Source organism: Streptomyces deccanensis, assembly GCF_022385335.1.
In the GTDB taxonomy this organism is placed as follows: Bacteria; Actinomycetota; Actinomycetes; order Streptomycetales; family Streptomycetaceae; genus Streptomyces; species Streptomyces deccanensis.
The window spans coordinates 3,568,066-3,593,500 of record NZ_CP092431.1 but is presented as its reverse complement, the minus strand read 5'-3'; the positions used below and the strand labels follow the sequence as shown (position 1 = coordinate 3,593,500).

Here is a 25,435-nt window from a genome sequence, read left to right as displayed (position 1 = left end):
CGGGACGCCGGGTCTCATGCGGTCGCCGTCACGTGTAGCGCAGCTCCGTGGGGCGGACCGTGCGGCGGAGCAGCGGTAGGGACGTGGCCGCCGCGAGGATGCAGGCGGCGTAGACCGCCACCGGTACCAGCAGGGCCCCGAACGGCATCACCGTCAGGTCGCTCATGCCCATCGCGTACACGAAGGCGATCGCCGTGCCCCCGGCCCCGCCCACCAGCACCGCGGGCGCCAGCGGCAGGGCGGTCTCCAGCAGCAGCGCGCGGCCCAGCACCTCGTACGGGACCCCGGCGGCGACCTGCGCGGCCAGGCCCCGGCGCCGGGTGGCGAGGGACTCGGCGGTGCCCACCGCCAGCCCGAACAGGGTGACGGCGAAGCCGAGAATGATCGCGGCGGCTGTGAAGTTCAGGCCGGCGATGTAGAAGTCGTCGCGTTCGGCCAGGTAGTCATGGCCCTCGACCTGCGCGAGCAGTGCCTGCCGTACGCCGATGTAACCGCTGCCGACCACGGCCCCCATGATGACGGCCGCGTGGGTGCGGGCCGCTGCCCACGGATCGTCGCGCAGCCGCTCCGCCGCGATCAGCACCGCCGGGTCGCCGGTGCGCGCGGCGAGCAGTCGGCCGGTGAGCTTCGCGACCAGGCCGGACAGCAGCACCGCACCGGCTCCCACGGCGAGCAGCGCGCCACAGACGATCAGCGGAGCCTGGCCGGCGGCGCGGTCGGGCATGTTCCGGGTGGTGCCGGCCACGGCGAGGAGCGCCGCGACCACGAGCAGCGCCACCCCTCCCAGGAACACCCACCCGGGCCCCCGGCCCGTGCCCGGCTTCACCCGTCGCACCCAGCCCAGCGGCGAGGCGACCACCCGGCGCAGTGCGAGCACGCTCGCCACCGCGCCCAGCACCGGCACACCCAGTGCGACCAGCGCGACCGCGAACCATGCCAGGACAGTGGCGTTCTGCCAGGTGATCAAGAGGAACGCCACGAAGACGACCGTCGTGATCAGCGAGCCGGCCAGGCAGGCCAACCCCGTCTCCAGTGCCGCGATCCGGCGCACCTGGCCCGCCGACGCGCCGGCCAGTCGCAGCCCGGCAAGCCGTCTGTCCCGGTGGACCGCGCCCACACGGGTGCACTGGCCGAGGAAGCCGAGCACCGGGACCAACAGGAACAGCAGGGTGACGATCACCCCGGAGCGCTCGCCGGCGTTGTCCAGCAGGCCATCGGCCATGCCCACCCGGTAGTGGCCCTCCAACGACGTCAGCACCCCCGCCGCCATGCCGAGCCCCGTCGCCAGCGCCGCCCCCAGCCCTGTCAGCGCCACTCGCCACCGCTCCCGCCGGTCCGAGCCCCGGACCAGCAGCAGGGCCAGGCGCAGATCGCCCACCAGCGCCTTCACCAGGTCACCTCCAGCGAGGCGTCGGCCTCCGACGCCACGACGCCGTCCTTCAGCACGACCTCCCGGTCCGCGTACGCCGCGGTCTGCGCGTCGTGGGTGATCAGCAGCACCGCCGCACGGGACTCCCGGGCCGCGTGCGTCAGCGCCGCCATCACCTGCTCGCTGGCCAGCGAGTCCAGCGCCCCGGTCGGCTCGTCCGCGAAGATCACCTTCGGCGTGGTCACCAGCGCCCGCGCCAGCGACACCCGCTGCGCCTGGCCGCCGCTCATCTCCCCGGGCCGCTGCTCCTCCTGCCCCCGCACCCCGAATCGCTCCAGCCACTCGCCGGCCCGCTCCCGCGCCGCCCCGCGGTCCGTGCCGGCCAGCAGCAGCGGCAGGGCGACGTTGTCGAGGGCCGTCAGCTCGGGTATCAGCTGCCCGAACTGGAAGACGACCCCGAAGTCCGTCCTGCGCAGTTCGCTGAGCTGCTTCTCGGGAAGCTGGTCGAGCCGCTTCCCGGCGTACGCCACCGCGCCCTCGTCCGGCCGGACGATGCCCGCCAGGCAGTGCAGCAACGTGGACTTCCCGCTGCCGCTGGCCCCCGTGACGGCGAGGATCTCGCCCTCCCGCAGCTCCACCGAGGCGCCCCGCAGTGCCCGGGTCCTGCCGTGTTCCTTGACCAGTCCCCGGGCCGTGAGCAATGGCCCGGTGCCGGTGTGCTTCTCGTTCACGCTGCGTCGACCTCCGCGGTCAGGGTGGTCAGCCGGGCCGCCGTGGTGTTCATCCAGCGGAGGTCGGCGTCGAGATGGTTGAGGGCGTAGTCCGCCGCGAGCACGGTCGAGAGGTCGGTGCCCGGCGCGGTCTTCACGGCGGTCAGATCCCGCATGCGCGCCATGTGCGCGGCGCGCTGCGCCCGCAGATAGGCGGCCGGGTCGCCGTCGGAGAGGATCGAGACGACGAGCTTGGCGAAGATCTCGTTCGTCACGAACGGCGCGGGCGCGGTGATCTCCCCGGCCCATCTGGCCAGCTCGCGCGCCCCCTCGTCCGTCGAGCGGTACATCGTCCGCTCCGGGCCGCTGTCCGCCTCGGTGCCGTCGACCTCGGCGAGCCCGTCGCGGACCAGCCGCTGCAGGGTCGTGTAGACCTGCCCGTAGGCCAGCGGACGGGCCTGCGGGAAGCGTTCGTCGTGCCGTCGCTTGAGGTCGTAGCCATGGCTCGGCCCCCCTGCGAGCAGCCCCAACAGGATGTGACGGGTGCTCATGCCCCCAGTATGCACTGAGTATATGTACTGAGTGAATAGTGGGGCGGGTTCGGGTTCGGTTCGGGTTCGGGACGCGTCGCGGAAGTGAACAAGACCACGATGTCCGCCCACCCACGTCTGCGGCGGCGTCCACTGGGTAGGGCTGGAGTACCCCGGACCCGCACCTCATCGCCGTACGACGACTAGGAGGCCCCCGTGGCCACGTCCACCCCCCTCCCTACCCCGGTCCGCTCCAAACGCGAGGCGGAGCCCTACGAGCTCCATGAGCCCCACGTGTGCGTCTTCAGCGCCGAGGGGCCCTGCGCCGACGTCCCGCTCACCAGCGAACCGCCGCTCCCGGACGCGGCCCCGCTCACCAGCGAGCCGCCCCTCGCCGACGCGGCTCCCCTCACCAGTGAACCCACGTCCCACGGCGCCGCATCGGGGGTCTAGATGACAGAAGATCCAGGGGGTTCGGGCCCGGCGCCCGGAACCCCGCTGGCCCGGCTCGCCGCCCTGCACGGCGTCGCCACCTCCTACAGCCCCTCCCCGGACCGTACGGTCGCGGCCTCGGACGGCGCGGTCGTGGCCGTCCTCGCCGCGCTGGATGTCGACGCGAGCACCCCCGAGGCCGTGCGCACCGCCCTCGCCGCACGCGAACGGCAACTGGACGCCCGGCTGTTGCCACCCACCCTGGTCCAGTGGGCCGACGGCGAGCCCCCCGCCGCGCTGACCGCCCTCCCCGACGGCACCCTGCTGAGCGTCGAGACCGAGCAGGGCGAGACGCACTCCACCACGCGGGAGCTGCCCCCGGGCGTGCACACCCTGCGCGCCACCGCCCCCGACGGCCGCACCGCCGAGGCCCACCTGGTCGTGGCCCCGGCCCGGCTGCCCGCCCCGCCCGAGCGCACCTACGGCATCCTCGTCCAGCTCTACTCCCTGCTCTCGCAGCGCAGTTGGGGCATGGGCGACCTCGGCGACCTCGCCGAGCTCTCCGCCTGGGCCGGCCGCGCCCTCGGCGCCGGATTCGTCCAGGTCAACCCGCTGCACGCGGCCGTACCCGGCGCCCCCACCGACCCCTCCCCGTACCGCCCCTCCTCCCGCCGCTATCCGGACCCCGTGCACCTGCGCGTGGAGGACGTACCCGAATACCCGTACGCCCTCTCGGAGGCCGCCGCCTCGTCCACCGACGACCGCGACCATGTCGGCGCGCTGCTGGAGCGGGCCGCCCGCCTGCGGGAGTCCGTGCTGGCCAAGGGCGAACTGATCGACCGGGACGCGGTGTGGGACCTCAAGCGCGAGGCGCTGGAACGGGTGCGCGCCGTACCCCTCGGCCCCGGGCGGCGCGCCGCGTACTGCAACTTCCTCGCCGAGGAGGGCCAGGCGCTGGAGGACCACGCCACCTGGTGCGCGCTCGCCGAGGTCCACGGCTCCGACTGGTCGCGCTGGCCCACGGCCCTGCGCGACCCACGCTCCGCCGAGACCGCCCGTGCCCGCGGCGAGTTGATGGACCGCGTCGACTTCCACACCCGTCTGGCCTGGCTCACCGACGCCCAACTCGGCACCGCGCAGCGCTCCGCCCGCGACGCGGGCATGCCCATCGGCCTGGTGCACGACCTGGCGGTCGGGGTCCACCCCGGCGGCGCGGACGCCTGGGCCCAGCAGGAGTACTTCGCGGCCGGCATGTCCGTCGGCGCGCCCCCCGACGCCTTCAACTCCCGGGGCCAGGACTGGGGCCTGCCCCCCTGGCGCCCCGACCGCCTCGCCGAGTCCGGATACGCCCCCTACCGCCGCCTCCTGCGTGCCCTGCTGCGCCACGCGGGCGCCCTCCGCATCGACCACGTCATGGGCCTGTTCCGCCTCTGGTGGGTTCCGCAGGGCCAGGCCCCCACCGAGGGCACGTACGTCCGCTACGACGCCGACGCCATGCTCGCGATCCTGGTCCTGGAAGCCGCGCGGGCCGGCGCCCTGGTGATCGGCGAGGACCTGGGCACGGTCGAGCCGGGCGTGCGCGAGGCGCTCGACGCGCGTGGGGTGCTGGGCACGTCCGTCCTCTGGTTCGAACGCGACTGGGAGGGCACGGGCCGCCCGCTCCCGCCCGAACGCTGGCGGGCGAACTGTCTGGCCACCGCCACGACGCACGACCTGCCGCCCACCGCGTCCCGGCTGACCTGCGACCACGTCGACCTCCGCCACGGGCTCGGCCTGCTCACGCGGTCCCTCGACGAAGAGCGGGCGGAGGCGGCCGCCGACGCGGGGGAGTGGCTGGCCCTGCTCGCCCGGCTGGGGCTGCTGGACGGGGCCGGGGGCGGTATCTCCACGACCTCCGAGGAGGCGCAGATCCAGGCCCTCCACCGGTTCCTGCTCCGCACGCCCGCCCGCATGATCGGCCTCTGGCTCCCGGACACGCTCGGCGACCGGCGTCCGCAGAACCTGCCCGGGACGTGGGACCAGTATCCGAACTGGCGCCTCCCGATCGCCGACGCGGCGGGGCGGCCGGTGACGCTGGAGCAACTCGCGGCGTCGCCTCGGCTGTGGGCGCTGGTGGATGTGCTGCGGGGCGGGTAGGTGGCTCGGGGCGCCTGGGAGCTCGGGGGTGCGGGTTTCGTCGGCGGGTGCGGGTGGTTCGTGGCTGGTCGCGCAGTTCCCCGCGCCCCTGAAAAGCAGGGGCTGCGCCCCGTGCTTTTCAGGGGCGCGGGGCCGTGGTCTTTCCAGGCCCGCAGGGGCCTGGTCTTTCAGGGGCGCGGGGAACTGCGCGAGAAGCCCCACCGGACCCGCACCCGCCGACGAAACCCGCACCCCCGAGCTACTAGGCGCCCCCGCCCAACCGTTAGGCGCCCCCGCCCGCGCGCGGCTCACCCACGTTCGTTACCTTTAGCGCGTGGACAAGAAGAACGCCCTGCGCGCCGGCGCCCTGGCCGCCGGTACGACGCTGATGATGCTGCTCATGTCGTCCCCCGCCCTCGCGCTGGTGCCCGACGACGGTGACGACCCGGGCCCGGGCCTCAGCGTGTTCGAGACGCTCGGCCTCTTCGTCGTGGCGCCGCTCGCCCTGTTCGGGGTGATCGCCGGCCTCGTCATGGTCCTGGACAGGTCCACGGACCGTCAGCCGAAGGCCAAGGCGAAGGCCTGACCGCCTCCGTCCTCCCCCTTCTCGACACGTCTTCCGCGAGGGCACCCTCCGCACACCAGTGCGCCGAGGGTGCCCTCGCCGCGTGTCGGCCCTTCCGGAGGGCCGGCTACGCCCGGTGCGCCGTGAGATACCGCTGCACCGTCGGCCCCAGCCACTCCACGATCTCCTCGCGGCTCAGCGCAACGGTCGGCCGGAACCGCAGGACGTAACGCGTCAGGGCCAGCCCCAGCACCTGTGACGCGCAGAGCGCCGCCCGGGTCGCCGCCTGCTCGGGGTGGGGGCACACATGCCGGGCGAGCGGCAGCAACTGGTCCCGGAAGACGCCCTGCATCCGTTCGGCGCCCGCCTCGTTCGTGGTGCCGACCCGGAGCATCGCCGTGAGCATCTCGTTCTCCTCCCAGAGGTCGAGGAAATGGCTCACCAGCACCCGGCCCACGTCCCGCGCGTCGAACGCGTTCGGGTCCGGCAGTCGCAGGTCGACGTCGAGGGCCGCGGCGTACAGCCCCTCCTTCGAGCCGTAGTACCGCATGACCATCGACGGATCGATCCGCGCGTCCTTGGCGATCGCCCGGATGGTGGCCCGGTCGTAGCCGTCGGCGGCGAACCGCTCGCGCGCCGCCTGGAGGATCGCGTGCCGGGTGGCGTCGGAGCGGCGGGGGGCTCGTGCGGGAGGGGAGGCGGGAGGCGCGGGTTCCGTATCGGTCATGCCAACAAACGTAGGCCAACACCTGTTGACAGTCCAGAACGGCGTCTCTACGTTTGACAACAGGCGTTGGCCAACAATCGTTGACCAACACGTGTTGGCAGGAGGCCGCCATGAACGGCAAGCGCGACGACAACACCCCGCACGGCGTCATCGTGGTGGGCGCCGGGCCCACCGGGCTGCTGCTGGCCGGCGACCTCGCCGCCGCCGGCGTCCCCGTCACCCTCGTCGAGAAGCGCGAGCACCGGATCAGCAACCTCTCCAGGGCCTTCGTCGCACACGCCCGCACCCTGGAGCAGCTCGACGCCCGCGGCATCGCCGACGCGCTGGAGGCCAAGGGCCGGCCCCTCGACCGCATCGCTCTCTTCGGCCGCCTCTCCGTCCGCCTGGACACCCTCCCCTCCCGCTTCAACCACCTCCTGGTGATCCCGCAGTACGAGGTCGAGAAGGTCCTGGAACGGCGGGCGGTGGAGGCCGGGGTGCGGTTCCGCTACGAGACGGAGGTGACGGCGGTCCATCAAGGCGGAGGCGTGGGCGGGGACCCGCACGGTGGCGTGGGCGGGGACCCGCACGGTGTCACGGTCGACGTGCGGACGGCGGACGGCGCGACGGACCGGCTGACCGCCGCGTACGTCGTCGGGACGGACGGGCACCGCAGTGCGGTCCGCGAGGCGGTCGGGCTGCCGTTCCCGGGGAAGTCCGTCATCCGTTCCGTGGTCCTCGCGGACGTACGGCTCGACGAGCACCCGGAGGAGGTGCTGACCGCGAACGCGGTCGGCGACGCCTTCGCCTTCATCGCGCCCTTCGGCGACGGCTACCACCGGGTCATCGGCTGGCACCGGGGCCGCGACGTCCCCGACAGCGAGCCGCTGGACCTCGACGAGGTCAGGGAGATCACCCGGCTCGCGCTCGGCCGCGACTACGGCATGCGGGACGCCCGCTGGATGTCCCGTTTCCACTGCGACGAGCGTCAGGCCCCGGCGTACCGGGTCGGCCGGGTCCTCCTCGCCGGTGACGCCGCCCATGTCCACACCCCGGCTGGCGGGCAGGGCATGAACACCGGCCTCCAGGACGCCGCGAACCTCGGCTGGAAGATCGCCGCCGTCCTGGGCGGCCACGCGGACCCGGCGCTGCTCGACAGCTACGAGGCCGAACGCCACCCCGTCGGCAGGGCCGTGCTCCGCAGCAGCGGCGGCATCGTCCGTCTCGCCATGGCCAAGTCGCCCTGGGCGCTGGCGCTGCGTGCCGCCCTGACGACCTTCGTCAACCACGTGCCCCCGGTCCGCACCCGCGCGATCGGCCAGATCACCGGCATCGGCTACCGGTACCCCGCCCCGCGCGGCGCCCACCGCCTGGTCGGCACCCGCGTGCCGGACGTCGCGCTCACCACGGGCCGTCTCTACGAGTCCCTGCGCGGCGGCCGCTTCGTCCTCATCGGTCCGCGCGGCGCGGACCGGACCCATGCCGTCGCCGGGGCGCCGGGCGCGGATCAGCCCCCGGTGCTCGGCGCCCGCAAGGACCGCCTCACCGTGGCGGCCTGGACGAGCGACCGCCGTACGACCGTCCTCGTCCGCCCCGACGGCTACGTGGCCTGGGCGGCGGAGGACGCGGACGACGCGACGGTCAGGGAGGCGCTGACGGAATGGCTGGGCGCGGCCGTGTGAGCCGCCGCCGCACCGGTGGTGGCACGGGCGGCGCTCACGACCCCGTGCCCACCACCAACAGCCTCAACAGGTCGGCCAGTTGGCCGGCCTGTTCGTCGTTCAGGTGGGAGAGCGCCTCGGTCTGGACCGCGAGGCCCGCTGTGACGGCCTCGTCGATCAGGCGCAGGCCCTCGTCGGTGAGGGTGACCTGGAGGGCGCGGCGGTCGTGCGGGTCGGGGGAGCGGCGCAGGAGGCCCGCGCGTTCCAGCTTGTCGAGGCGGCCCGTCATGCCGCCGGTGGTGAGCATGAGCGTGGCGGAGAGCTGGCGCGGCGAGAGCGTGAACGGCTCACCGGACCGCCGCAGGGTCGCGAGCACGTCGAACTCGCCGCGCGAGATCCCGAAGCGCGCGTACGCCTTCTCCATCCGGTCGCCGAGGGTCCGCGAGAGCCGGTAGACGCGGCCGAAGACCTCCATCGCCGTGGTGTCGAGGTCGGGCCGCGCCTCCGCCCACTGGTCGATGACCGCGTCGACGGGATCGCGGAGGGGCCGGCCAGGCTCGGAACGCGGGTTCATGGGGTGAGTATCGGACGCCGATGGGTCGGCCGCAAGAAAGTGGCTTGACGGAAAGTTGCTTAGCGCTAAGCTAATCGCAAGCAAGCAATCCGTCCGAGGAACCCACGCCGCGAAGGACGCGTCCCATGACCGCGCACACCGCGCACACCGCGCACACCGCGCACACCGCGCACACCGCGAATGCCCCGCACACCGGGAGCCGTCTCTCCCTCATCGCCCTCACCGCGCTCGCCCCCATCTCCTGGGGCACCACCTACGCCGTGACGACGGAGTTCCTGCCCGCCGACCGCCCCCTGTTCACGGGTCTGGTGCGGGCGCTCCCGGCCGGTCTGCTGCTCCTGGCGATCTCGCGCACGCTGCCGCGCGGGATCTGGTGGGGGAAGGCCGCGGTGCTGGGCGCGTTGAACATCGGCGCCTTCTTCCCGCTGCTCTTCCTCTCCGCGTACCGGCTGCCGGGCGGGATGGCGGCGGTCGTCGGCTCGGTCGGCCCACTGTTCGTCGCCGGCCTGGCGACCGTGCTGCTGGGAGAGCGGCCGACCCTACGCACCCTGCTGACCGGGATCGCGGCGGCCCTCGGTGTCAGCCTGGTCGTCCTGAAGGCGGCGGGGGCCTTGGACCCGGTCGGCCTGGTCGCCGCGCTCGCCTCCACCGCCTCCATGTCCACCGGCACGGTCCTCACCAAGCGCTGGGGCCGCCCCGCCGGTGTCGGGCCGCTCGCCCTCACCGGCTGGCAGCTGACCGCGGGCGGCCTGCTGATCGCTCCGCTCGCCCTGCTCGTCGAGGGCGCGCCCCCGGCTCTGGACGGCCGCGCGATCGGGGGCTACCTCTACCTGGCCCTCGCCAACACGGCCGTCTCCTACTGGCTCTGGTTCCGGGGCATCGGCCGGCTCTCCGCCACCCAGGTCACCTTCCTCGGCCCCCTCTCCCCCCTGACGGCCGCCGTGGTCGGCTGGGCGGCCCTCGGCCAGGCCCTCACACCCCTCCAGCTCCTGGGCATGGCCATCGCCTTCGGCGCGACCGTCCTGGGCCAGCTCCAGCCGCGTACGGCGTCGTCGCCCACGCCGCGACGAGAACCGGCACGCGGGGGAGCGCCGCGCGGGGGCGTGTCGCACGATGGTGCGCCGCATCGGGCGCCTGCCGCCTAGGGCCGGGGGCTCAGCCGATGCGGTCGGCCGGGCCCGCCGTGAGCACGGTGACGCGGTTCTCTCCCAGCGCCGTGCCGCTCGACTCCAGGATCCAGCCGGTCGACGGGTCGATGATGCTGCGGGCCGTATGCCAGACGACGGTCGGCTCGCCCCCGTCGACCGAGTGCCAGAGCACCTTCGTGGGGATCGTGACCGCGGTGCCCGAGCGCCCCCTGCTGTCCTTGACGCCGGGCTCCAGTTCCACCCCCGGAAGCTCCGCGACGACCTGGAAGAGAGCGGACCGCAGCGCCGGACTCGCGGGCGACTCGTCCAACAGGTTCACGATCTGGAAGAACCGCGCCTCCGCGTCCTCGGGGAAGTGGGCGGTCAGCGCGTCCGGATCGGTGGGCAGCTCGTCGAGGTCGGGCCAGGTCAGCCGCCGGTCGCCCACGCGCCAACTGGCGTGGTTCTCCCACTGGTACGCCTTGCCGTTCTTGTCCACCCGCCAGGTCCGGCCCTCGCGGTCGGCCCACCAGGTCTCCTCCCTCGGCTTGCCTCCCGTCACGGTCACGGCGGTGACCCTCCAGTACGGCGCCCGCGTTCCCCGCGCGTCCTCCGAGACCTCCGCCATCTCCTTCAGGAACCGCGACGCCGGAGAAGCCGTGGACGCCGGCTTCCCGCCCAGGTCCAGCACCGGATAGGCGACCGCCCCGGCGGCGAACGCCGCCACCGCGGCCCCCGCGATCAGCACCCTGCGCCGGCGCGAGACCCGTCGGTGCGGCGCGCCCGGCCGTCGAGCGCCCCCGATGACGACCAGGGTGTCCTCGGGCGGCGCGAGGGCCGCCTCCGGACGGCCCCGGCGCGCCGAGGGCCCCAACACCACGAGGGCGTGCGCCGAGGCGTGTGTCCGCTCGGCCTCACGCTCCGCCAGCAGAGCCAGTACCTCGCGTACGGCGGTGACCCTTTGCGGCGCGGGAGGCGCCACGGCTCCGGCCGCCACCAGCTCGTCGGCACCCGGGAAGTCGAGAAGGTCGTCACGTTCGGAGCTGTGGGCGGTGTCGGCACGGTCGACACCGTCGATGTCGTCGGCGCTGCTGGTCATGCCGGTCCTCCGGTCAGATCGAGGGGGGCGCCCGCGCGCATCCGGTTGCGGGCGCGGTGCAGACGGGTACGGGCCGTCGCGGCCGGGATCCCGACCACGGCGGCGGCCTCGCTCGGGGTCAGCTGCTCCCAGGCGACCAGGAGCAGCAACTCCCGCTCGTCCGGCGGTAACCGGGTGAGGAGCTCGCGCAGCCTGGGCGCCACGGCGGCCGCGACGAGCCGGTCGTCCACCGCCTCCCAGGGGTCGTCGTCTCCGGCCCCGCGCGCGAGGTCGGGGCGGGTCGCGGCGAGCCGCCGCCAGTGCGCGGACAGCACGTTCCTGGCCACGCCGAACAGCCAGGCCCGTACGGACCCCCGGTCGCGGTCGAAACCGCGGCGCGTGGCGTACGCCTGCAGCCACAGCTCGGCGAGCAGGTCGTCGGCGGCCGTGGGGGCGCGGCGCGCGAAGTAGCCGTGCAGGGCCCGCGAGTGGCGTTCGACCAGTGGCTCGAAGGCCGCCGGGTGGCGTGCCGCGCGGTCCAGCAGCTCTTCGTCGTCCAGGCCCGTGGTCATGGGACCTCCGTCTCCGGACCGCCGGTCGGCGGCCTCACCCCGTACTTGGCACGAGCCGCCGACAGCGTTCGCGGGCCGCGATCGGATCGGCCTACGCGGCGTACGGGCCGGGCGTACGCGGTGGCACTCGGGCGCGCGGCGGCACGCGGGTCGGCCTACGCGACGGCACACGGGACGGCGCACGCCGCCTGCACACGCCGCGGGGCGCCCGGTGAAGTCACCGGGCGCCCCGTCGGTACCGCGTCTGTTCCCTGCGCCCTACTGCTCCGTGGCCGCCGCGTCGGCCTCCTGGGCCTTCAGGGCGCGCTCCACTCCCGAGCGGGACTCCGAGACCAGGCGGCGCAGGGCCGCGTTGGGCTCGGCGGAGGCCAGCCAGGTGTCGGTCTTGTGCAGGGTCTCAGCCGAGACCTGGACGGTCGGGTAGAGACCGACCGCGATCTGCTGGGCGATCTCGTGGGAGCGGGAGTCCCAGATGGACTTGACGACCTCGAAGTACTTGTCGGTGTACGGGGCGAGGAGGTCGCGCTGGTCGGTCTGGACGAAGCCGCCGATGACCGCTTCCTGGACCGCGTTGGGCAGCTTGTCCGACTCGACGACCTGGGACCAGGCCTCGGCCTTGGCCTCCGGCGTCGGCCGGGACGCACGGGCGGTGGCCGCGTGACGCTCACCGGCGGCCGTCCTGTCGCGCTCGTACTCGCCGGCGATCTCCGCCTCGTCGTAGCGGCCCACCGCCGCGAGCCGCTGCACGAAGGACCAGCGCAGCTCGGTGTCGACGGCCAGCCCCTCGATCGTCTGCGTCCCCTCCAGCAGGGCCTCCAGCAGGTCCAGCTGCTCGGGCGTGCGGGCGGTCGCGGCGAACGCGCGGGCCCACGCCAGCTGGTGGTCGGAGGCGGCCTCGGCCGCGCGCAGGTGCGCGAGCGTGGCGTCCGTCCAGCGGGTCAGCAGCGCCTCGCGGGCCGTCGGGTCGGCGTACAGCTCGATCGCGAGCTTCACCTGGCGGTGCAGGGACTGCACGACACCGATGTCGGACTCCTTGCCGATGCCGGAGAGCACCAGGGACAGGTAGTCGCGGGTCGCGAGCTCGGCGTCGCGGGTCATGTCCCAGGCCGAGGCCCAGCACAGGGCGCGCGGCAGGGAGGACTCGAAGTCCCCGAGGTGCTCGGTGACCAGGGCCAGCGACTGCTCGTCCAGGCGGACCTTGGCGTACGACAGGTCGTCGTCGTTGAGGAGGACCACGGCCGGGCGGCGCTTGCCCACCAGCTGCGGCACGGCGGTCAGTTCACCGTCGACGTCCAGCTCGATCCGGTCGTCCCGGACCAGCTTGCCGCTCGCGTCGTCCAGCTCATACAGGCCGACCGCGATGCGGTGCGGGCGCAGCGTCGGCTCGCCCTTGGCGCCCGTGGGCAGCGCCGGGGCCTCCTGGCGGATCGCGAAGGAGGTGATGACGCCGTGCTCGTCCGTCTCGATCTCGGGGCGCAGGACGTTGATGCCGGCCGTCTCCAGCCACGCCTTCGACCAGGCCTTCAGATCGCGGCCGGAGGTGTCCTCCAGGGCGCCCAGCAGATCGGACAGGCGCGTGTTGCCGTACGCGTGCGCCTTGAAGTACGCCTGCACGCCCCGGAAGAACTCGTCCTGGCCGACGTAGGCGACGAGCTGCTTCAGCACGGAAGCGCCCTTCGCGTACGTGATGCCGTCGAAGTTGACGAGGACGTCGTCCAGGTCGTTGATCTCGGCCATGATCGGGTGCGTCGACGGAAGTTGGTCCTGCCGGTACGCCCAGGTCTTCATGGAGTTGGCGAACGTGGTCCAGGAGTGCGGCCAGCGCGAGCCGGGGGCGTCCGCCTGGCAGGCGATCGACGTGTAGGTGGCGAACGACTCGTTCAGCCACAGGTCGTTCCACCACTCCATCGTCACCAGGTCGCCGAACCACATGTGGGCCAGCTCGTGGAGGATGGTCTCGGCGCGGACCTCGTACGCGGCGTCCGTCACCTTCGAGCGGAAGACGTACTGGTCGCGGATGGTCACCGCGCCCGCGTTCTCCATCGCGCCCGCGTTGAACTCCGGTACGAACAGCTGGTCGTACTTCTCGAACGGGTAGGCGTAGTCGAACTTCTCCTGGAACCAGGCGAAGCCCTGCCGGGTGACCTCGAAGATCGCGTCGGAGTCCAGGTACTCGGCGAGCGACGGCCGGCAGTAGATGCCGAGCGGCACGCTCTGGCCGTCCTTCTCGTACACGCTGTGCACGGAGTGGTACGGGCCGACGATGAGCGCCGTGATGTACGTCGAGATCCGGGGCGTCGGCTCGAAGACCCAGACGTCGTCCTTGGGCTCCGGCGTCGGCGAGTTGGAGATGACGGTCCAGCCGGACGGGGCCTTCACGGTGAACTGGAAGGTGGCCTTCAGGTCCGGCTGCTCGAACGACGCGAAGACGCGGCGCGCGTCCGGGACCTCGAACTGCGTGTAGAGGTAGGCCTGCTCGTCGACCGGGTCGACGAACCGGTGCAGACCCTCACCCGTGTTGGTGTAGGCGCAGTCGGCCACGACCCGCAGGATGTTGCGGCCCTGGAGCAGGCCGGGGAGCGCGATCCGGGAGTCCGTGAAGACCTCCGCCGGGTCCAGCGCGTCGCCGTTGAGGGTCACCTCGTGGACGGTCGGGGCCACCAGGTCGATGAAGGACGTCGCGCCGTTCTCCGCGACGTCGAAGCGCACCGTGGTGACGGACCGGTAGGTGCCGCCCTCCTGCGCGCCGGAGAGGTCGAGATCGATCTCGTACGAGTCGACGCTCAGCAGCGCCGCCCGCTGCTGAGCCTCGTCGCGGGTCAGGTTTGTGCCAGGCACGCGGTCATCTCCTCGGTATGTGTGGGTTGCGCCATCCTTCCACGGGACCGGCGGCGAGCGCGATGTCCGCTTCCCGCCGGTGAACAGGTCATCGGGCGCGCGAGCCTGGAGCACATGACGACGCACACGGCGACGACGTACACCGCGCGCCCTCTCACCCCTCAGGCGCTGACGGAACTCCGCGCGGCCGATGACTCGGGGCGCTCGCACGAGCCGTTCACGGACGAGGAGGGCGGCGTGCCGCTGCGCTGTTGTCTGCGGCACGGTGCGCCGGGCGAGCGGATCGTCCTGGTGTCCTACGCGCCCCTGCGCCGCTGGGCGGCGGAGACGGGAGCCGATCCGGGTCCGTACGACGAGCAGGGGCCGGTCTTCGTCCATGCCGAGGCCTGCCCGGGGCCCCCGGCCGACGACGGTCACCCGTTCGACAACGCCCCCCGGACGGTGCGTAGCTACTCCGCCGAAGGGCGCATCCTCGGCGGACGGCTGGTCGGGGAGCCCCGGGGATCCGAGGGGCTCGACGCCGCCTTCGCCGAGGCCTTCGCGGACCCCGAGGTCGCACTCGTGCACGTACGGGCCGTCGAGTACGGCTGCTTCCTGTACGAGGTGCGGCGGCCCTGACGGTCCCGGGCCCTTCCCCCGCCCGGGATCCTCCGCCCCCGGGACATGCCGAAGGGGCGGCCACCCACAGCGAGTGACCGCCCCGTCCGCTCGTACGGCGGCCTACTTCTCGTTCAGCTCCGCCGCCACCAGCTCCGCGATCTGGACCGCGTTCAGCGCGGCGCCCTTGCGGAGGTTGTCGTTGGAGATGAACAGGGCGAGGCCGTTGTCCACGGTCTCGTCGGCGCGGATGCGGCCGACGAAGGAGGGGTCCTGGCCGGCGGCCTGGAGGGGGGTCGGGATGTCGGAGAGGGCGACGCCCGGCGCGCCGGCCAGCAGCTCCGTCGCGCGCTCCACGCTGATCGGGCGGGCGAAGCGGGCGTTGACCTGGAGTGAGTGCCCGGAGAAGACCGGGACCCGGACGCAGGTGCCGGAGACCTTGAGGCCGGGGATCTCCAGGATCTTGCGGGACTCGTGGCGGAGCTTCTGCTCCTCGTCCGTCTCGTGCAGACCGTCGTCGACGATCGAACCCGCGAGCGGGATCACGTTGAAGGCGATGGGCCGCTTGTAGACGCCGGGCTCGGGGAAGTCGACCGCCGAGCCGTCGTGCGTCAGCTTGTCCGCGTCGGCCACGACCTTCTGGACCTGGCCGTGCAGCTCCGCGACGCCCGCGAGACCGGAACCGGAGACCGCCTGGTAGGTGGCGACGACCAGCGCTTCGAGGCCCGCCTCCTCGTGCAGCGGACGCAGCACCGGCATCGCGGCCATCGTCGTGCAGTTCGGGTTGGCGATGATGCCCTTGGGGCGGTCGGCGATCGCGTGCGGGTTCACCTCGGACACCACGAGGGGCACCTCGGGGTCGCGGCGCCACGCGGAGGAGTTGTCGATCACGACCGCGCCCTGCGACGCCACCTTCTCGGCCAGCGCCTTCGAGGTCGCGCCGCCCGCGGAGAACAGGACGATGTCGAGGCCGGAGTAGTCGGCGGTCGCCGCGTCCTCGACCGTCACACCGTCGATGACCGAACCGGCCGAGCGGGCGGACGCGAACAGGCGCAGCTCGCGCGTCGGGAAGTCGCGGTCCTTGAGGATCTTGCGCATGACCGTGCCGACCTGTCCGGTGGCTCCGACGATTCCGACCCTCACGGCGACTCCTTTGACGTGGCTTGTGTGTGTCTGCGGCATGGCCGAGGCCTTTCCATCATGCGGTCAGCCCGGGTCCGCCTGTCCAATCCTTTGACCGGAACGCTCGAAGGGCGGGACGGGGCCACCCCCGCCGCGCGAGGCGCTTCTTTGCTCGGCACCCCCGCTGAGCTGGAGAAATTCGCCCTACGGCGGCTCCGTGCCGCAAGCTGTGCTGCCTCGACCCTGCCCACGCCGACCGGGCGCACGCGAATGTGTGACGTACGCCTCTGCGCCACACCGGGAAAGTCGTGCCGAACCCGCCGAACGTTTCGGCCCGCGGCGGCGTCGTAGGGGAAACGCGGGAGGGGAGGGGTGGCTGTGCTGCGCAGAAAGGCGCGCCACGTCGAGGGGGTCCAGGAGCCGGACGACCCACTGGACGCGGCCCAGGAGCGGCGGGTGCGGGCCGTGCTCGCGCTCGGCGGTGTGCCGCAGTCGGACCTGCTGGACGGGGTACAGCAGGTACGGCTGCGGCTGCTGGAGCGGGCCGCGAGCGGCCGGGAGGCACCGCGGGACGTGTCCGCGTGGGCGGCGGTGGTCGCCTCCAACCTGGCGATGGACTGGCACCGCGCCAAGCGCCGCCAGGAGCGTCTGGGGGAGCGGCTGGCCTCGCTGCGCCAGCACGAGCACCCCTCGGGCGAGGACTCCAGCGTGCTCTCGCTCGCCGTCGCCCGAGGCCTGGACGAGCTGCCCGACGCCCTGCGCCAGGTTCTCGTCCTGCGCTTCTACGTCGACCTGCCGGTACGCGGGATCGCCGACGAGCTCGGCATCCCCGAGGGCACGGTCAAGAGCAGGCTCCACTCGGCGGTCCGCGCCCTGCGCACCCGCCTGCACGAGGACGAGGTGGTGTGACATGACCGCCCGAGACGACAGCCGACGCGACACCGAGCCCGAGGCGCTCCCCGCACACGACGGGCCCCCGCACGACGGGCCCCAGCCAAGTGACGAGGCCACCACCTATGACGGCGCCACCTACGGCGGTATGGACGCGCTGATGGCGGCACTCCTGGACGAGCCGCTGCCCGAGGACGCCCGGCGGGACGCCGAGTTCGTGGCCTCCCACGAGGCGGCCGTCGCCGACCTCGCGCTGCTGAGGGAGCAGCTGGGGCTGATCGGCGAGGCGCTGGCGGTGTCGGGCGAGGACACCGTGCACGGGGTCGCGCCGGGGCGAGACGGGGCCGCGCGGCCGGGGGACACGGCCGGTGCCGAGACGGACCCCGGGCAGGTGTCCGGGGCCGCGACGGCCCCCACCGCGTCGGTGATCCCCCTGCCGTCGCGGCCGTCCCGTGCCCGGCGCGTCCGGCGGATCACCGCCGGCACCCTCGCCGCCGCGGCCGCCGCCTCCGTGGTCCTCGGCATCGGCTGGGGGATGCTGCAGCCCGGCAGCGGGGCGAGCAGCTCGAAGTCGTCGGCCGACGCGGGTGTCTCCGACGAGTCGGCGAGCAAGGACGGCGGGAGACTGGAGGACAGCGGCGGCGGGGACGGGTCCGCCTCGCTCAGCCGGGAGGGGTACGTCGCCTGCGCCCGCACGATCGTGGAGGGCACCGTCACCGAGGTCGAGGCCGTGCCGGGGATCGAGCAGGACCGGATCACGGTGGAGGTGGACCACTGGATCAAGCCCGACAAGGGGGAGGAGCAGATCGTCTTCCCCATGAGCCAGAACGTCGACCCCCGCCTGAAGAAGGGCGACCACGTCCTCCTCGGTATCCCCCGGGACAGCGCGCAGCCGGACATCTGGACCACGAAGGAGGCGGAGATCGCCCAGGAACGGGCCTGGATCGAGGCGGCGCTGCCGGAGTCGAAGAAGATCACGTGCGACTGAACCACTGAACCGCGCATCCGCTGAACCGCTGAACCGAGGCGGCAAGGCGAAGGGGCGGGTGTCCATCCGGACACCCGCCCCTCCGTTCGCCTCGAGTACGTTCGCCCGAGTAGGGCTCACGCACTACCGGCGCACTACGGCGTGACCTTCTCGATCCGCACGCTGCCGGTGCCCGCGGCGGTACCGCGCGAGTTCACCAGCTGCACCTGGCCGAAGAACTCCCGGCCGGCCGGGGCCTCGGCGGCCGCGACGACGTCACCGGAGACGGTGGTCGACTGGCCCGTGCCGAGCTTGACGGCGGTGTCCGCGACCTTCACCTCGCCGAGGGCGGAGGAGAAGAACACGTCGCGGTAGTCGTACGCGGTGGACCCGGCGGGCACCGCGTAGCCGACGACCTCGATGGTGTACGTACCGGCGGCCGGCTTCGGGATGGAGACGGACTCCTCGGAGTCGCCGTCCGCGGAGTCCGCGATCTGCGTGCCCGCGGCGTCGTAGACGTACAGGTCGAGGTCCGCGCCCGTGTCCGCGGTGCTGCCGATGGCGACGTCCAGGGACTCGGCGCCCGCGGGCACCTCGACCGTGGTGGTCTGGGTCTCACCGGTCGCGATGGTCGGCCGGCCGGTCTTGGCCGAGCCCAGCGGGCCGCCCGTCAGCTTGCCGTCGACGGGGGCGAGGCCGTTGGTCACCTTCCAGGAGGCGGCGGTCGGGGTGCCGACCTTGGCCTCGGGGACGGTGACGACCTCCGGGTCGAAGCTCGCGCCGTAGACCGCGAAGTTCAGCTTGTAGGGGTTGTCGAGCAGCGGAGACGTCCGGCGCGACTCGACCTCGATCTCCCAGACACCGGGCTGCGGGTTGGCGTACGAGCGCACGTCCGGCTTGCAGCCGCCGCCGTCCTGGAAGTTGCTGTAGCAGGTCAGGGAGCTGGTGCTCTCGACCGCGACGCCGTACGGGTGGTTGGCGATGAACCGGGTCTGGCTCTTGCCCTTCAGCCCGCTGATCGCGACCTCGAGGCTCTTGGCACCCTCGGGGACGGTGATGAAGTACGACTTGAAGGCGTTGCGCTGGACGACGCCCGACGCCGAGTGGGTGTACTTCAGCGGCGCGGAGACGACCACCGTGTTGAGGACCTGACGGTCGATGCCGACCGTCTTCGGGTCGTCGACCTCCAGGATCGCGCTGCTGATACCGGAGTTCTCCGGCTTGGCGGCGATCTTCACGGTGACCGGCTTGTTCAGCGGCAGGGAGACCACGTCGTCGCCGACGATCCGGAACGTGTCGTCCCGGTTGTTCTCCAGGTGCAGCTCGTGGCGGATCGCCTTGTCGGCGCCGGAGGTACGGGTGATCGTCACCTCGTACGTCTTCTTCTGCCCGACCTTCAGGCCGCCCTCACGGTCGTAGATGCCGGTGCCGAAGCCCGGCGTCTTCAGCGCGAAGTCGATCGCCGTGTCGACGGGGGCCTTGACCGAGTACTCGTGCGCGGTCGCGCCCGCCTTGACGGACTTCCACGCGTCGACGATGTTCATCAGGCCCGCGCCCTCGGCGTACGCCTGGACACCGCTGATGTGGTCGGCGGTCGAGGTCAGCGCGGTGCGCAGCTTCGCGGGCGTCAGGTCGATGCCCTTCTGCTTCGCGGCGCTGAGCAGCAGCGCGGAGGCGCCGGCCGCCTGCGGGGAGGCCATCGAGGTGCCGTTGAGCATCTGGTAGCCGGCCGGGAGCGTGTAGCCCGCCTCGGGGGCGATGACGCCCGGCAGCCAGGTCTGCGCGGTGTTCACCGCGGCGCCCGGCGCCACCAGGGTCGGCGTGAAGCCGCCGTCCTCACGCGGGCCGCGCGAGGAGAAGTTGAACAGCTGGTAGTCCTTGGCGACCTGCGAGCCGTAGTTGGAGGCCCAGGTCTCCTTGGAGATGGACGCGCCGACCGAGATCACCTTGTCGGCCAGGCCGGGGTCGCCGATCGTGTTGGCACCCGGGCCCGAGTTGCCGGCCGAGATGACCAGCTGGACGCCGTAGGTGTCGATGAGGCGCGTGTAGAGCTCGGCGCGCGCGTTGTTGCCGTCGTTCAGCGCCGGGAGGCCGCCGATGGACATGTTGACGATGTCGACGCCACGGTTGACGACGAGGTCGATCATGCCCTCGGTGAGCGCCACGTTGGTGCAGCCGGGGCCGAACTCGCAGGCGCGGGAGGAGACGATCTGCGCGCCGGGGGCGGCGCCGTTCATCTTCCCGCCGAACAGGCCCTTCGCGGCGGTGATGCCGGCCACGTGGGTGCCGTGCTCGCTGGAGATCAGACCGATGTTGACGAAGTCGGCCTTCTTGCCGACCCAGTCGCCCCCGAAGGGGTCCATCGGGACGTCCTTGCGGTACTCGACGACGAACGGCTGGCGCTCGGCGACCTCGGTCGCCGGGTCGTCCGTGCCGAAGTAGCCGATCTGGTAACCGTCCTTGTACGGCTTCATCGGCTTGTCGTCGGTGAAGTCGAAGTTCTGGTTCACGTCCACGGTGACCGTGCCGGCCGCCGCGTCGTAGAGCACGCCCCAGGCGTCGGTGGTGTCGCCGTCCCGGTTCACGTCACCGGCGGCGTCACCGGCCGCCGTGATCGACTCACGGAAGAGGTTGACGGAGTACGAGCCCGCGGGCGCCGTCCAGGTCCGGCCGCCGTAGGTGAAGGTGGGCCCGGCGACCGAGTTCGTCATCGGGCGCCAGCTGCCGTCGCCGTCGACGATCGGGTCGGTCGACGTCACCCAGTCGACGATCTTGCGCTCGCCGGTGGAGGTCTTCTGCAGCGCGGGGTGCGCGAGGTCGACGCCGGAGTCCAGGACGCCGATGGTGATGCCCCGGCCGTCCGCCTTCGGGTTCTGCTTCACGAAGTCGACGGCGCCCGTCTCGAAGGACGGGTTGTACGGGTTCTCGGCGGGGGTGTTCTTGCCCGGCGCCGGGTACGTCTTCGCCGCCGTGGCCTGCGACTTCGCGTCCTTGGCCGAGACCGGCGAGGGGTCGTCGAGGACGATCTCCTGGCGCAGGTCGATGCCCTGGACGGAGGAGAGCTTCGCGGCGGCCGAAATGGCCGAGTCGGCGCTCTTGGTCGGGACCGTGGCGCGGACGTAGCCGAGCTTGTCGTAGGTGCGGCCTACGGAGCCGCCCTTGACCGCGTCCAGCTGCTCGGCGACCTGTTCGGTCTTGCCGGGCGTGGTGGCGATCATCATCGTGACGTTCTTGTCGCCGTCGGCCTTGGCCTCGGCGAGCAGATCGGCGTCGGTCGAACCGAGCTTGTCGTGCGCGGACTTGACGCCACCGTCCGACGGGACGGAGGCGGACGGGTCGTCCGCCGAGAAGGCCAGGGGTATCGGCCCGGCCGCGGAGAGCGCGGCGACCAGTCCCGCGGCCACGGCTATGCGGGCCACGCGTCTCGCACCCGGGCCAGAGCCGGGGTGGGGGGTGAGGGTCATCAGCATCCCTGTAGGTAAGGAATTCAGGTGAGAACGAACATGTGTGATCCGAGCGGCGGGTTCGGATCGGTCCGGTCCGTTATGCGGTGCCGGATGGTCGCTCAGCCTTACCGAAGTGACACATGTTTGGGGAGAGTTGACCGAGGCGGAATTGTGTCATGGCGTAAACCCGCCACCCGCCATGGGTGCGATGACCGCGCATGAGCGGACATTTTGGTTAACGTCTGTGCATGCGCGAGGAGTTGAGGGTGGCGGCCTACGCCGTCTGTGTACGCGACGGCCACCTGCTGCTGGCCCGCTGGGTCTCCCGGGACGGCAACGAGAAGAAGTGGACCCTGCCCGGCGGCGGCATGGACCACGGCGAGGACCCGTACGCCACGGTCGTCCGCGAGGCCGCCGAGGAGACCGGCTACACCGTCGAGCCCACCGCCCTCCTCGGCATCGACACCGACCGACGCGCCTACCCCCTCCGCCTCGGCGCCGTCGCCGACCACCAGGCGCTCCGCATCGTCTACGAGGCCCGCGTCACCGGCGGCGACCTCCGCCACGAGACGAACGGCTCCACGGACATGGCCGCCTGGCACCCCCTGGACGAGGTCCCGACCCTGGAGAGGGTGGGCCTGGTGGACGTGGCCCTGCGCCTGTGGCGGGAACGCCCGGCCAACGGCCACCTGACCCCACCGGCGCCCCATTAGGGGCGCGGGGAACCGCGCGACAAGCCACGACGCACGCGCGGACCGCTCATCCCCGAAGCCCCACGGCGAATAGGTGCTGTACCCCGCCAGATGAACAAGGAGTGACCCCCTCCCTACCCTCCCCCTCACATTCGGGAACCCCCAGTGAACGCGCACCGTCCCCGAAGATCGACGTACGGTGATCGGCGCCACCCGTTGCGACGTCGTTAACGTCCAGGCCACCCCGGCTGCCAAGCATCAAGGAAGAGCGGGAACCCCACTCCGGCCCCACCGCGGAGCGGACCCGTGGACCACTTCCGACGCGTTCGCACTCGGGGAGACCGCGCCATGTCGCGCATACGCTCAGTCGCTGCCGCCGCCACCAACCCTGACCGCCGGGCCTTCCTCGCCGCCACAGGCGCGGTCGGCCTCGCCGCGGGCGTCGGCTTCGCCCTGCGGCCGGAGACCGACGCCCACGCCGCCGCCTCCACCGCCGACCGGGCCGCGGCCACCGAGGTCCCCTTGGCCAACCTCTCCAACAGAGAGGCCCCGGCGGCTCCCCTGGCCCCGTACACCCGCGGCACCACCCTCGCCTCCGTCGCGGCCCCCCGCAACGCCTCCGGATACCGCCGCCTCGGCAGCGGCCCGGCCTGGGCGCGGGTCGTCCGCGGCGACCTTGCCACCCCCAAGTCCGGCCGCGAGAAGCGCCGTACGGCCCTGGCGTCGTTCGTGCAGTTCACCGACCTGCACGTGGTGGACGTCCAGCACCCGCTGCGCTACGAGTACCTGCGCGCCCAGACCGCCAGCGCGTGGCGTCCGCAGGAGGCGCTGTCCGTGGCCGGCGCGGTCTCGCTCGTCGAACGGGTGAACGCGCTGCGCGGCGCCCCGGTCACCGGCTCGCCGCTGCACTTCGTGATGACGACCGGCGACAACACCGACAACAACTCCAGGACCGAACTGGACTGGTTCCTGAAGGTGATGAGCGGCGGCCGGGTCACCCCCAACTCCGGTGACCCGCGCCGCTACGAGGGCGTCCAGAGCAGCGGCCTCAAGCTCTACTGGCAGCCGGACGCGGCCCTGCGCGACGCCGACAAGCAGCTCGGCTTCCCCCGCCTGAACGGCTTCCTGGCCGCCGCGATCCGCGAGGTCAACAGCCCCGGCCTGAACGTCCCCTGGTACTCCACCGTAGGCAACCACGACTCCCTCCCCGGCGGCTGCTACGCCCCCGGCGACTCCTTCTTCGCGGACTTCGCGGTCGGCGGCAAGAAGCTGATGACGCTGGACGAGAAGGTCGGCAAGGCCATCTGGGACAACGTCAAGAGCGGCGGCGACCCCAAGGGCGCCGAGTGGAAGGCCATCATGAAGGCCCAGGCGAAGAAGATGCGTTCGGTCACCCCGGACGAGAACCGGGCGCCCTTCACCCCGCAGGAGTACCTCAGGGCCCACCTGGACCCGGCCCACACCGGCCCCGGCCCGGTCGGCCACGGCTACTCGCAGGCCAACCTCGACGCGCGCACCCAGTACTACGCCTTCCGCATCGCCGACGACGTCATCGGTATCAGCCTCGACTCCACCGACCCCGGCGGCCACTACGAGGGCTCGCTCGGCACGGCCCAGCTCAAGTGGCTGGAGCGGACGTTGAAGGAGGCGGCCAAGGACGGCTCGTACGCCGTCGTCTTCAGCCACCACACCAGCAAGTCGATGCGGAACCTGCGCAAGGACCCCGCCCGCCCCACCGAGGCCCGCCACGACGGCGACGCGGTGCTGGCCCTGCTCGGCCGTCACCGCAACGTCCTGGCCTGGGTGAACGGCCACAGTCACCGCAACCGCATCACCCCGCACACGGCCTCGGGCGGCGGCTCCTTCTGGGAGATCTCCACGGCCTCCCACATCGACTTCCCCCAACTGGCCCGGGTGATCGAGCTGGTGGACAACAAGGACGGCACGCTCTCCCTGTTCACCACCCTGATCGAATCGGCCGCCCCGCACGCCACCGACTTCACCGACCTCTCGCAGACCGGCCTCGCCGCCCTGTACCGCGAGCTCTCCTTCAACGCCCCCGGCCGTCGCGACACCCTCACCGGCACGCCCGGCGACCGCAACACGGAGCTGGTGCTCCGCAAGGGCTGAAAACCGCTCAACCGGCGGTGGCCCGCTCAACCCCAGCGCGCGCCGCCGTGTCCCCCTTCGCGACCGGACGTTCTCGGAGTCACCGAGAATGTCGGCCGAAGGGGGAGAACCACATGTCAGCACGTACGGCCCGCACCGTCCGCACGGCACGCATGGCACGCACGGGCCTGGTGGCCGCCACCGCCGTCGTCGCGGCGCTGGCCCTTGCCGCGCCGGCGATCGCGGCGGCACCGGCCACCACCGGCTCCGCCGCGCCGTCGAGGGGTGACCACCGCGCGACGCAGAAGGCCATGGACGCCAACGTGAAGGACGGTGTCGTCGGCATCGCCGTCCAGGCGAAGGACGAGCACGGCGTCTGGAAGGCCACCTCGGGCGTCGGCGACCTGAAGTCGGGCAAGCCGCGCTCCGCCCACGACCACTTCCGCGTCGGCAGCATCACCAAGACCTTCGTCTCCACCGTCCTGCTCCAGCTGGAGGCCGAGGGCAGGCTCTCCCTGGACGACAAGGTGGAGAAGTGGCTGCCGGGCGTGGTGCGGGGCAAGGGCTACGACGGCCGCACGGTGACGCTGCGCCAACTCCTCAACCACACCAGCGGGATCGCCGAGTACACCTCGGACGAGCAGTTCGTGAAGGACGTCTTCCTCGCCGAGGGCTTCCTCAAGAACCGCTACCGCACCTGGACCCCGCGCCAACTCGTCGGCATCGCCATGAAGCACGAGCCCACCTTCGCCCCGGGCACCGACTGGAGCTACTCCAACACCAACTACGTGCTCGCCGGCATGGTGATCGAGAAGGCCACCGGCAACCCGTACGGCGACGAGATCCGCGCCCGCGTCATCAAGCCCCTCGGCCTGCACGACACGAAGGTCCCCGGCACGGTCCCCACGCTCCCGGGCCCGCACAGCCGCGCCTACTCCAAGCTGGCGGAGACCTCCGAGGGCAGGACGTACGACGTCACGAAGCTCAACCCCTCGATCGCGGGCGCGGCGGGCGAGATGATCTCCAGCCCCGGTGACCTCAACCGCTTCGTCTCGGCCCTCCTGCGCGGCAAGCTCCTGCCGAAGAAGCAGCTCGCCGAGATGAAGACCGTCGTCCCGATCGACGGTGAACGCGGCGGCTACGGCCTCGGCCTCATCACCTACAAGCTCTCCTGCGGCGTCCAGCTCTGGGGCCACGGCGGCGGCATCCACGGCTCCCTCTCCGAGACCGCCACCACCACCGACGGCCGCCACACCCTCACCTACAACTTCAACAGCGACTGGACGGGCGACAGCCTGCCCATCATGGAAGCGGAGTTCTGCGCCAAGTAGCCC

The 25,435-nt window shown here is 72.4% G+C and carries 21 protein-coding genes; 11 read left to right on the top strand and 10 right to left on the bottom strand.

All coding sequences use genetic code 11. From position 1 onward, the window contains the following. Positions 1-28: 28 nt before the first annotated feature. From L3078_RS16010 to L3078_RS16000, 3 genes are read right to left on the bottom strand one after another with little or no spacing between them, the layout of a single operon-like run. On the bottom strand, positions 29-1,390 hold the full coding sequence (locus L3078_RS16010) for an ABC transporter permease (protein WP_420864066.1): 1,362 nt from the start codon (positions 1,388-1,390) through the stop codon (positions 29-31). Then, complete coding sequence (locus tag L3078_RS16005; protein ID WP_239754334.1) at positions 1,387-2,100, bottom strand: ABC transporter ATP-binding protein; 714 nt, start codon at positions 2,098-2,100, stop codon at positions 1,387-1,389. Before L3078_RS16005 ends, L3078_RS16010 begins: the two co-directional genes overlap by 4 nt. Next, positions 2,097-2,630: a PadR family transcriptional regulator gene (locus L3078_RS16000; RefSeq protein ID WP_239754333.1), complete on the bottom strand. Its 534-nt coding sequence runs from the start codon at positions 2,628-2,630 to the stop codon at positions 2,097-2,099. The genes L3078_RS16005 and L3078_RS16000 overlap by 4 nt, the downstream gene beginning before the upstream one ends. A gap of 195 nt (positions 2,631-2,825) precedes the next feature. Between L3078_RS16000 and L3078_RS15995 the strand changes: the two genes are divergently transcribed. The 3 genes from L3078_RS15995 to L3078_RS15985 all read left to right on the top strand — a co-directional run bounded on the left by L3078_RS15995 (position 2,826) and on the right by L3078_RS15985 (position 5,742). After that, entirely contained in the window at positions 2,826-3,062 is a 237-nt protein-coding gene (locus tag L3078_RS15995) for a hypothetical protein (RefSeq protein WP_239754332.1), read from the top strand. Further along, the gene (gene malQ, locus L3078_RS15990; RefSeq protein WP_239754331.1) at positions 3,063-5,177 is read left to right on the top strand and encodes a 4-alpha-glucanotransferase; all 2,115 of its coding nucleotides are present in this window, start codon (positions 3,063-3,065) and stop codon (positions 5,175-5,177) included. Positions 5,178-5,490: 313 nt separating this feature from the next. Then, positions 5,491-5,742 (top strand): hypothetical protein, encoded by a 252-nt coding sequence (locus tag L3078_RS15985; RefSeq protein WP_239754330.1) that lies wholly within the window; start codon positions 5,491-5,493, stop codon positions 5,740-5,742. A gap of 106 nt (positions 5,743-5,848) precedes the next feature. On the opposite strand, the gene L3078_RS15980 is transcribed toward L3078_RS15985, so the two are convergent. Continuing rightward, entirely contained in the window at positions 5,849-6,448 is a 600-nt protein-coding gene (locus L3078_RS15980) for a TetR/AcrR family transcriptional regulator (RefSeq protein WP_239754329.1), read from the bottom strand. Positions 6,449-6,558: 110 nt separating this feature from the next. On the opposite strand from L3078_RS15980, the gene L3078_RS15975 reads away from it, so the two are divergent. Continuing rightward, the gene (locus L3078_RS15975) at positions 6,559-8,109 is read left to right on the top strand and encodes an FAD-dependent monooxygenase (protein ID WP_239754328.1); all 1,551 of its coding nucleotides are present in this window, start codon (positions 6,559-6,561) and stop codon (positions 8,107-8,109) included. 34 nt (positions 8,110-8,143) lie between these two features. On the opposite strand, the gene L3078_RS15970 is transcribed toward L3078_RS15975, so the two are convergent. Continuing rightward, complete coding sequence (locus L3078_RS15970; RefSeq protein WP_239754327.1) at positions 8,144-8,662, bottom strand: MarR family winged helix-turn-helix transcriptional regulator; 519 nt, start codon at positions 8,660-8,662, stop codon at positions 8,144-8,146. A 125-nt stretch (positions 8,663-8,787) separates the two neighbouring features. On the opposite strand from L3078_RS15970, the gene L3078_RS15965 reads away from it, so the two are divergent. Continuing rightward, a complete protein-coding gene (locus L3078_RS15965; protein WP_239754326.1) occupies positions 8,788-9,807 on the top strand; it encodes an EamA family transporter in 1,020 nt (339 codons plus the stop codon). A gap of 10 nt (positions 9,808-9,817) precedes the next feature. Here L3078_RS15965 and L3078_RS44575 read toward each other — a convergent pair whose 3' ends face one another. From L3078_RS44575 to pepN, 3 genes are all read right to left on the bottom strand, one after another. After that, a complete protein-coding gene (locus L3078_RS44575) occupies positions 9,818-10,888 on the bottom strand; it encodes a CU044_5270 family protein (RefSeq protein ID WP_275593147.1) in 1,071 nt (356 codons plus the stop codon). Continuing rightward, on the bottom strand, positions 10,885-11,439 hold the full coding sequence (locus L3078_RS15955; RefSeq protein ID WP_239754325.1) for an RNA polymerase sigma factor: 555 nt from the start codon (positions 11,437-11,439) through the stop codon (positions 10,885-10,887). Before L3078_RS15955 ends, L3078_RS44575 begins: the two co-directional genes overlap by 4 nt. A gap of 258 nt (positions 11,440-11,697) precedes the next feature. Beyond that, entirely contained in the window at positions 11,698-14,277 is a 2,580-nt protein-coding gene (pepN, locus tag L3078_RS15950) for an aminopeptidase N (RefSeq protein WP_239754324.1), read from the bottom strand. A gap of 114 nt (positions 14,278-14,391) precedes the next feature. Between pepN and L3078_RS15945 the strand changes: the two genes are divergently transcribed. Continuing rightward, entirely contained in the window at positions 14,392-14,895 is a 504-nt protein-coding gene (locus L3078_RS15945; protein WP_239754322.1) for a DUF1203 domain-containing protein, read from the top strand. 102 nt (positions 14,896-14,997) lie between these two features. On the opposite strand, the gene L3078_RS15940 is transcribed toward L3078_RS15945, so the two are convergent. Continuing rightward, positions 14,998-16,017 carry an aspartate-semialdehyde dehydrogenase gene (locus L3078_RS15940; protein WP_239754319.1) on the bottom strand — a complete coding sequence of 340 codons (1,020 nt, stop codon included), beginning with the start codon at positions 16,015-16,017 and terminating at the stop codon, positions 14,998-15,000. Positions 16,018-16,374: 357 nt separating this feature from the next. Between L3078_RS15940 and L3078_RS15935 the strand changes: the two genes are divergently transcribed. Next, complete coding sequence (locus L3078_RS15935) at positions 16,375-16,905, top strand: RNA polymerase sigma factor (RefSeq protein WP_392311432.1); 531 nt, start codon at positions 16,375-16,377, stop codon at positions 16,903-16,905. A gap of 1 nt (position 16,906) precedes the next feature. After that, positions 16,907-17,875 carry a hypothetical protein gene (locus L3078_RS15930; RefSeq protein ID WP_239754317.1) on the top strand — a complete coding sequence of 323 codons (969 nt, stop codon included), beginning with the start codon at positions 16,907-16,909 and terminating at the stop codon, positions 17,873-17,875. Positions 17,876-18,009: 134 nt separating this feature from the next. Here the strand turns inward: L3078_RS15930 and L3078_RS15925 are convergent, their stop codons facing one another. Next, positions 18,010-21,324, bottom strand: coding sequence for a S8 family serine peptidase (locus tag L3078_RS15925; RefSeq protein ID WP_239754316.1), 3,315 nt, complete (start codon positions 21,322-21,324; stop codon positions 18,010-18,012). Between the two features lie 224 nt (positions 21,325-21,548). On the opposite strand from L3078_RS15925, the gene L3078_RS15920 reads away from it, so the two are divergent. The 3 genes from L3078_RS15920 to L3078_RS15910 all read left to right on the top strand — a co-directional run bounded on the left by L3078_RS15920 (position 21,549) and on the right by L3078_RS15910 (position 25,432). Continuing rightward, on the top strand, positions 21,549-22,013 hold the full coding sequence (locus L3078_RS15920; RefSeq protein ID WP_239754315.1) for an NUDIX hydrolase: 465 nt from the start codon (positions 21,549-21,551) through the stop codon (positions 22,011-22,013). 327 nt (positions 22,014-22,340) lie between these two features. Beyond that, a complete protein-coding gene (locus L3078_RS15915; RefSeq protein ID WP_239754314.1) occupies positions 22,341-24,122 on the top strand; it encodes a TIGR03767 family metallophosphoesterase in 1,782 nt (593 codons plus the stop codon). A gap of 113 nt (positions 24,123-24,235) precedes the next feature. Further along, positions 24,236-25,432, top strand: a complete 1,197-nt coding sequence (locus L3078_RS15910) for a serine hydrolase domain-containing protein (RefSeq protein ID WP_239754313.1) — start codon at positions 24,236-24,238, stop codon at positions 25,430-25,432. Positions 25,433-25,435: the final 3 nt, after the last annotated feature.

Bases quoted from the DNA above. Each gene is read 5' to 3' on its own strand.
- L3078_RS15970 (WP_239754327.1), bottom strand. From the start codon at position 8,662: ATGAACCCGCGTTCCGAGCCTGGCCGGCCCCTCCGCGATCCCGTCGAC.
- L3078_RS15915 (WP_239754314.1), top strand. From the start codon at position 22,341: ATGTCGCGCATACGCTCAGTCGCTGCCGCCGCCACCAACCCTGACCGC.
- L3078_RS15975 (WP_239754328.1), top strand. From the start codon at position 6,559: ATGAACGGCAAGCGCGACGACAACACCCCGCACGGCGTCATCGTGGTG.
- L3078_RS15965 (WP_239754326.1), top strand. From the start codon at position 8,788: ATGACCGCGCACACCGCGCACACCGCGCACACCGCGCACACCGCGCAC.
- L3078_RS15930 (WP_239754317.1), top strand. From the start codon at position 16,907: ATGACCGCCCGAGACGACAGCCGACGCGACACCGAGCCCGAGGCGCTC.
- L3078_RS15910 (WP_239754313.1), top strand. From the start codon at position 24,236: ATGTCAGCACGTACGGCCCGCACCGTCCGCACGGCACGCATGGCACGC.
- L3078_RS15920 (WP_239754315.1), top strand. From the start codon at position 21,549: ATGCGCGAGGAGTTGAGGGTGGCGGCCTACGCCGTCTGTGTACGCGAC.
- L3078_RS16000 (WP_239754333.1), bottom strand. From the start codon at position 2,630: ATGAGCACCCGTCACATCCTGTTGGGGCTGCTCGCAGGGGGGCCGAGC.
- L3078_RS44575 (WP_275593147.1), bottom strand. From the start codon at position 10,888: ATGACCAGCAGCGCCGACGACATCGACGGTGTCGACCGTGCCGACACC.
- L3078_RS15925 (WP_239754316.1), bottom strand. From the start codon at position 21,324: ATGCTGATGACCCTCACCCCCCACCCCGGCTCTGGCCCGGGTGCGAGA.
- malQ (WP_239754331.1), top strand. From the start codon at position 3,063: ATGACAGAAGATCCAGGGGGTTCGGGCCCGGCGCCCGGAACCCCGCTG.
- L3078_RS15955 (WP_239754325.1), bottom strand. From the start codon at position 11,439: ATGACCACGGGCCTGGACGACGAAGAGCTGCTGGACCGCGCGGCACGC.
- L3078_RS15945 (WP_239754322.1), top strand. From the start codon at position 14,392: ATGACGACGCACACGGCGACGACGTACACCGCGCGCCCTCTCACCCCT.
- L3078_RS15980 (WP_239754329.1), bottom strand. From the start codon at position 6,448: ATGACCGATACGGAACCCGCGCCTCCCGCCTCCCCTCCCGCACGAGCC.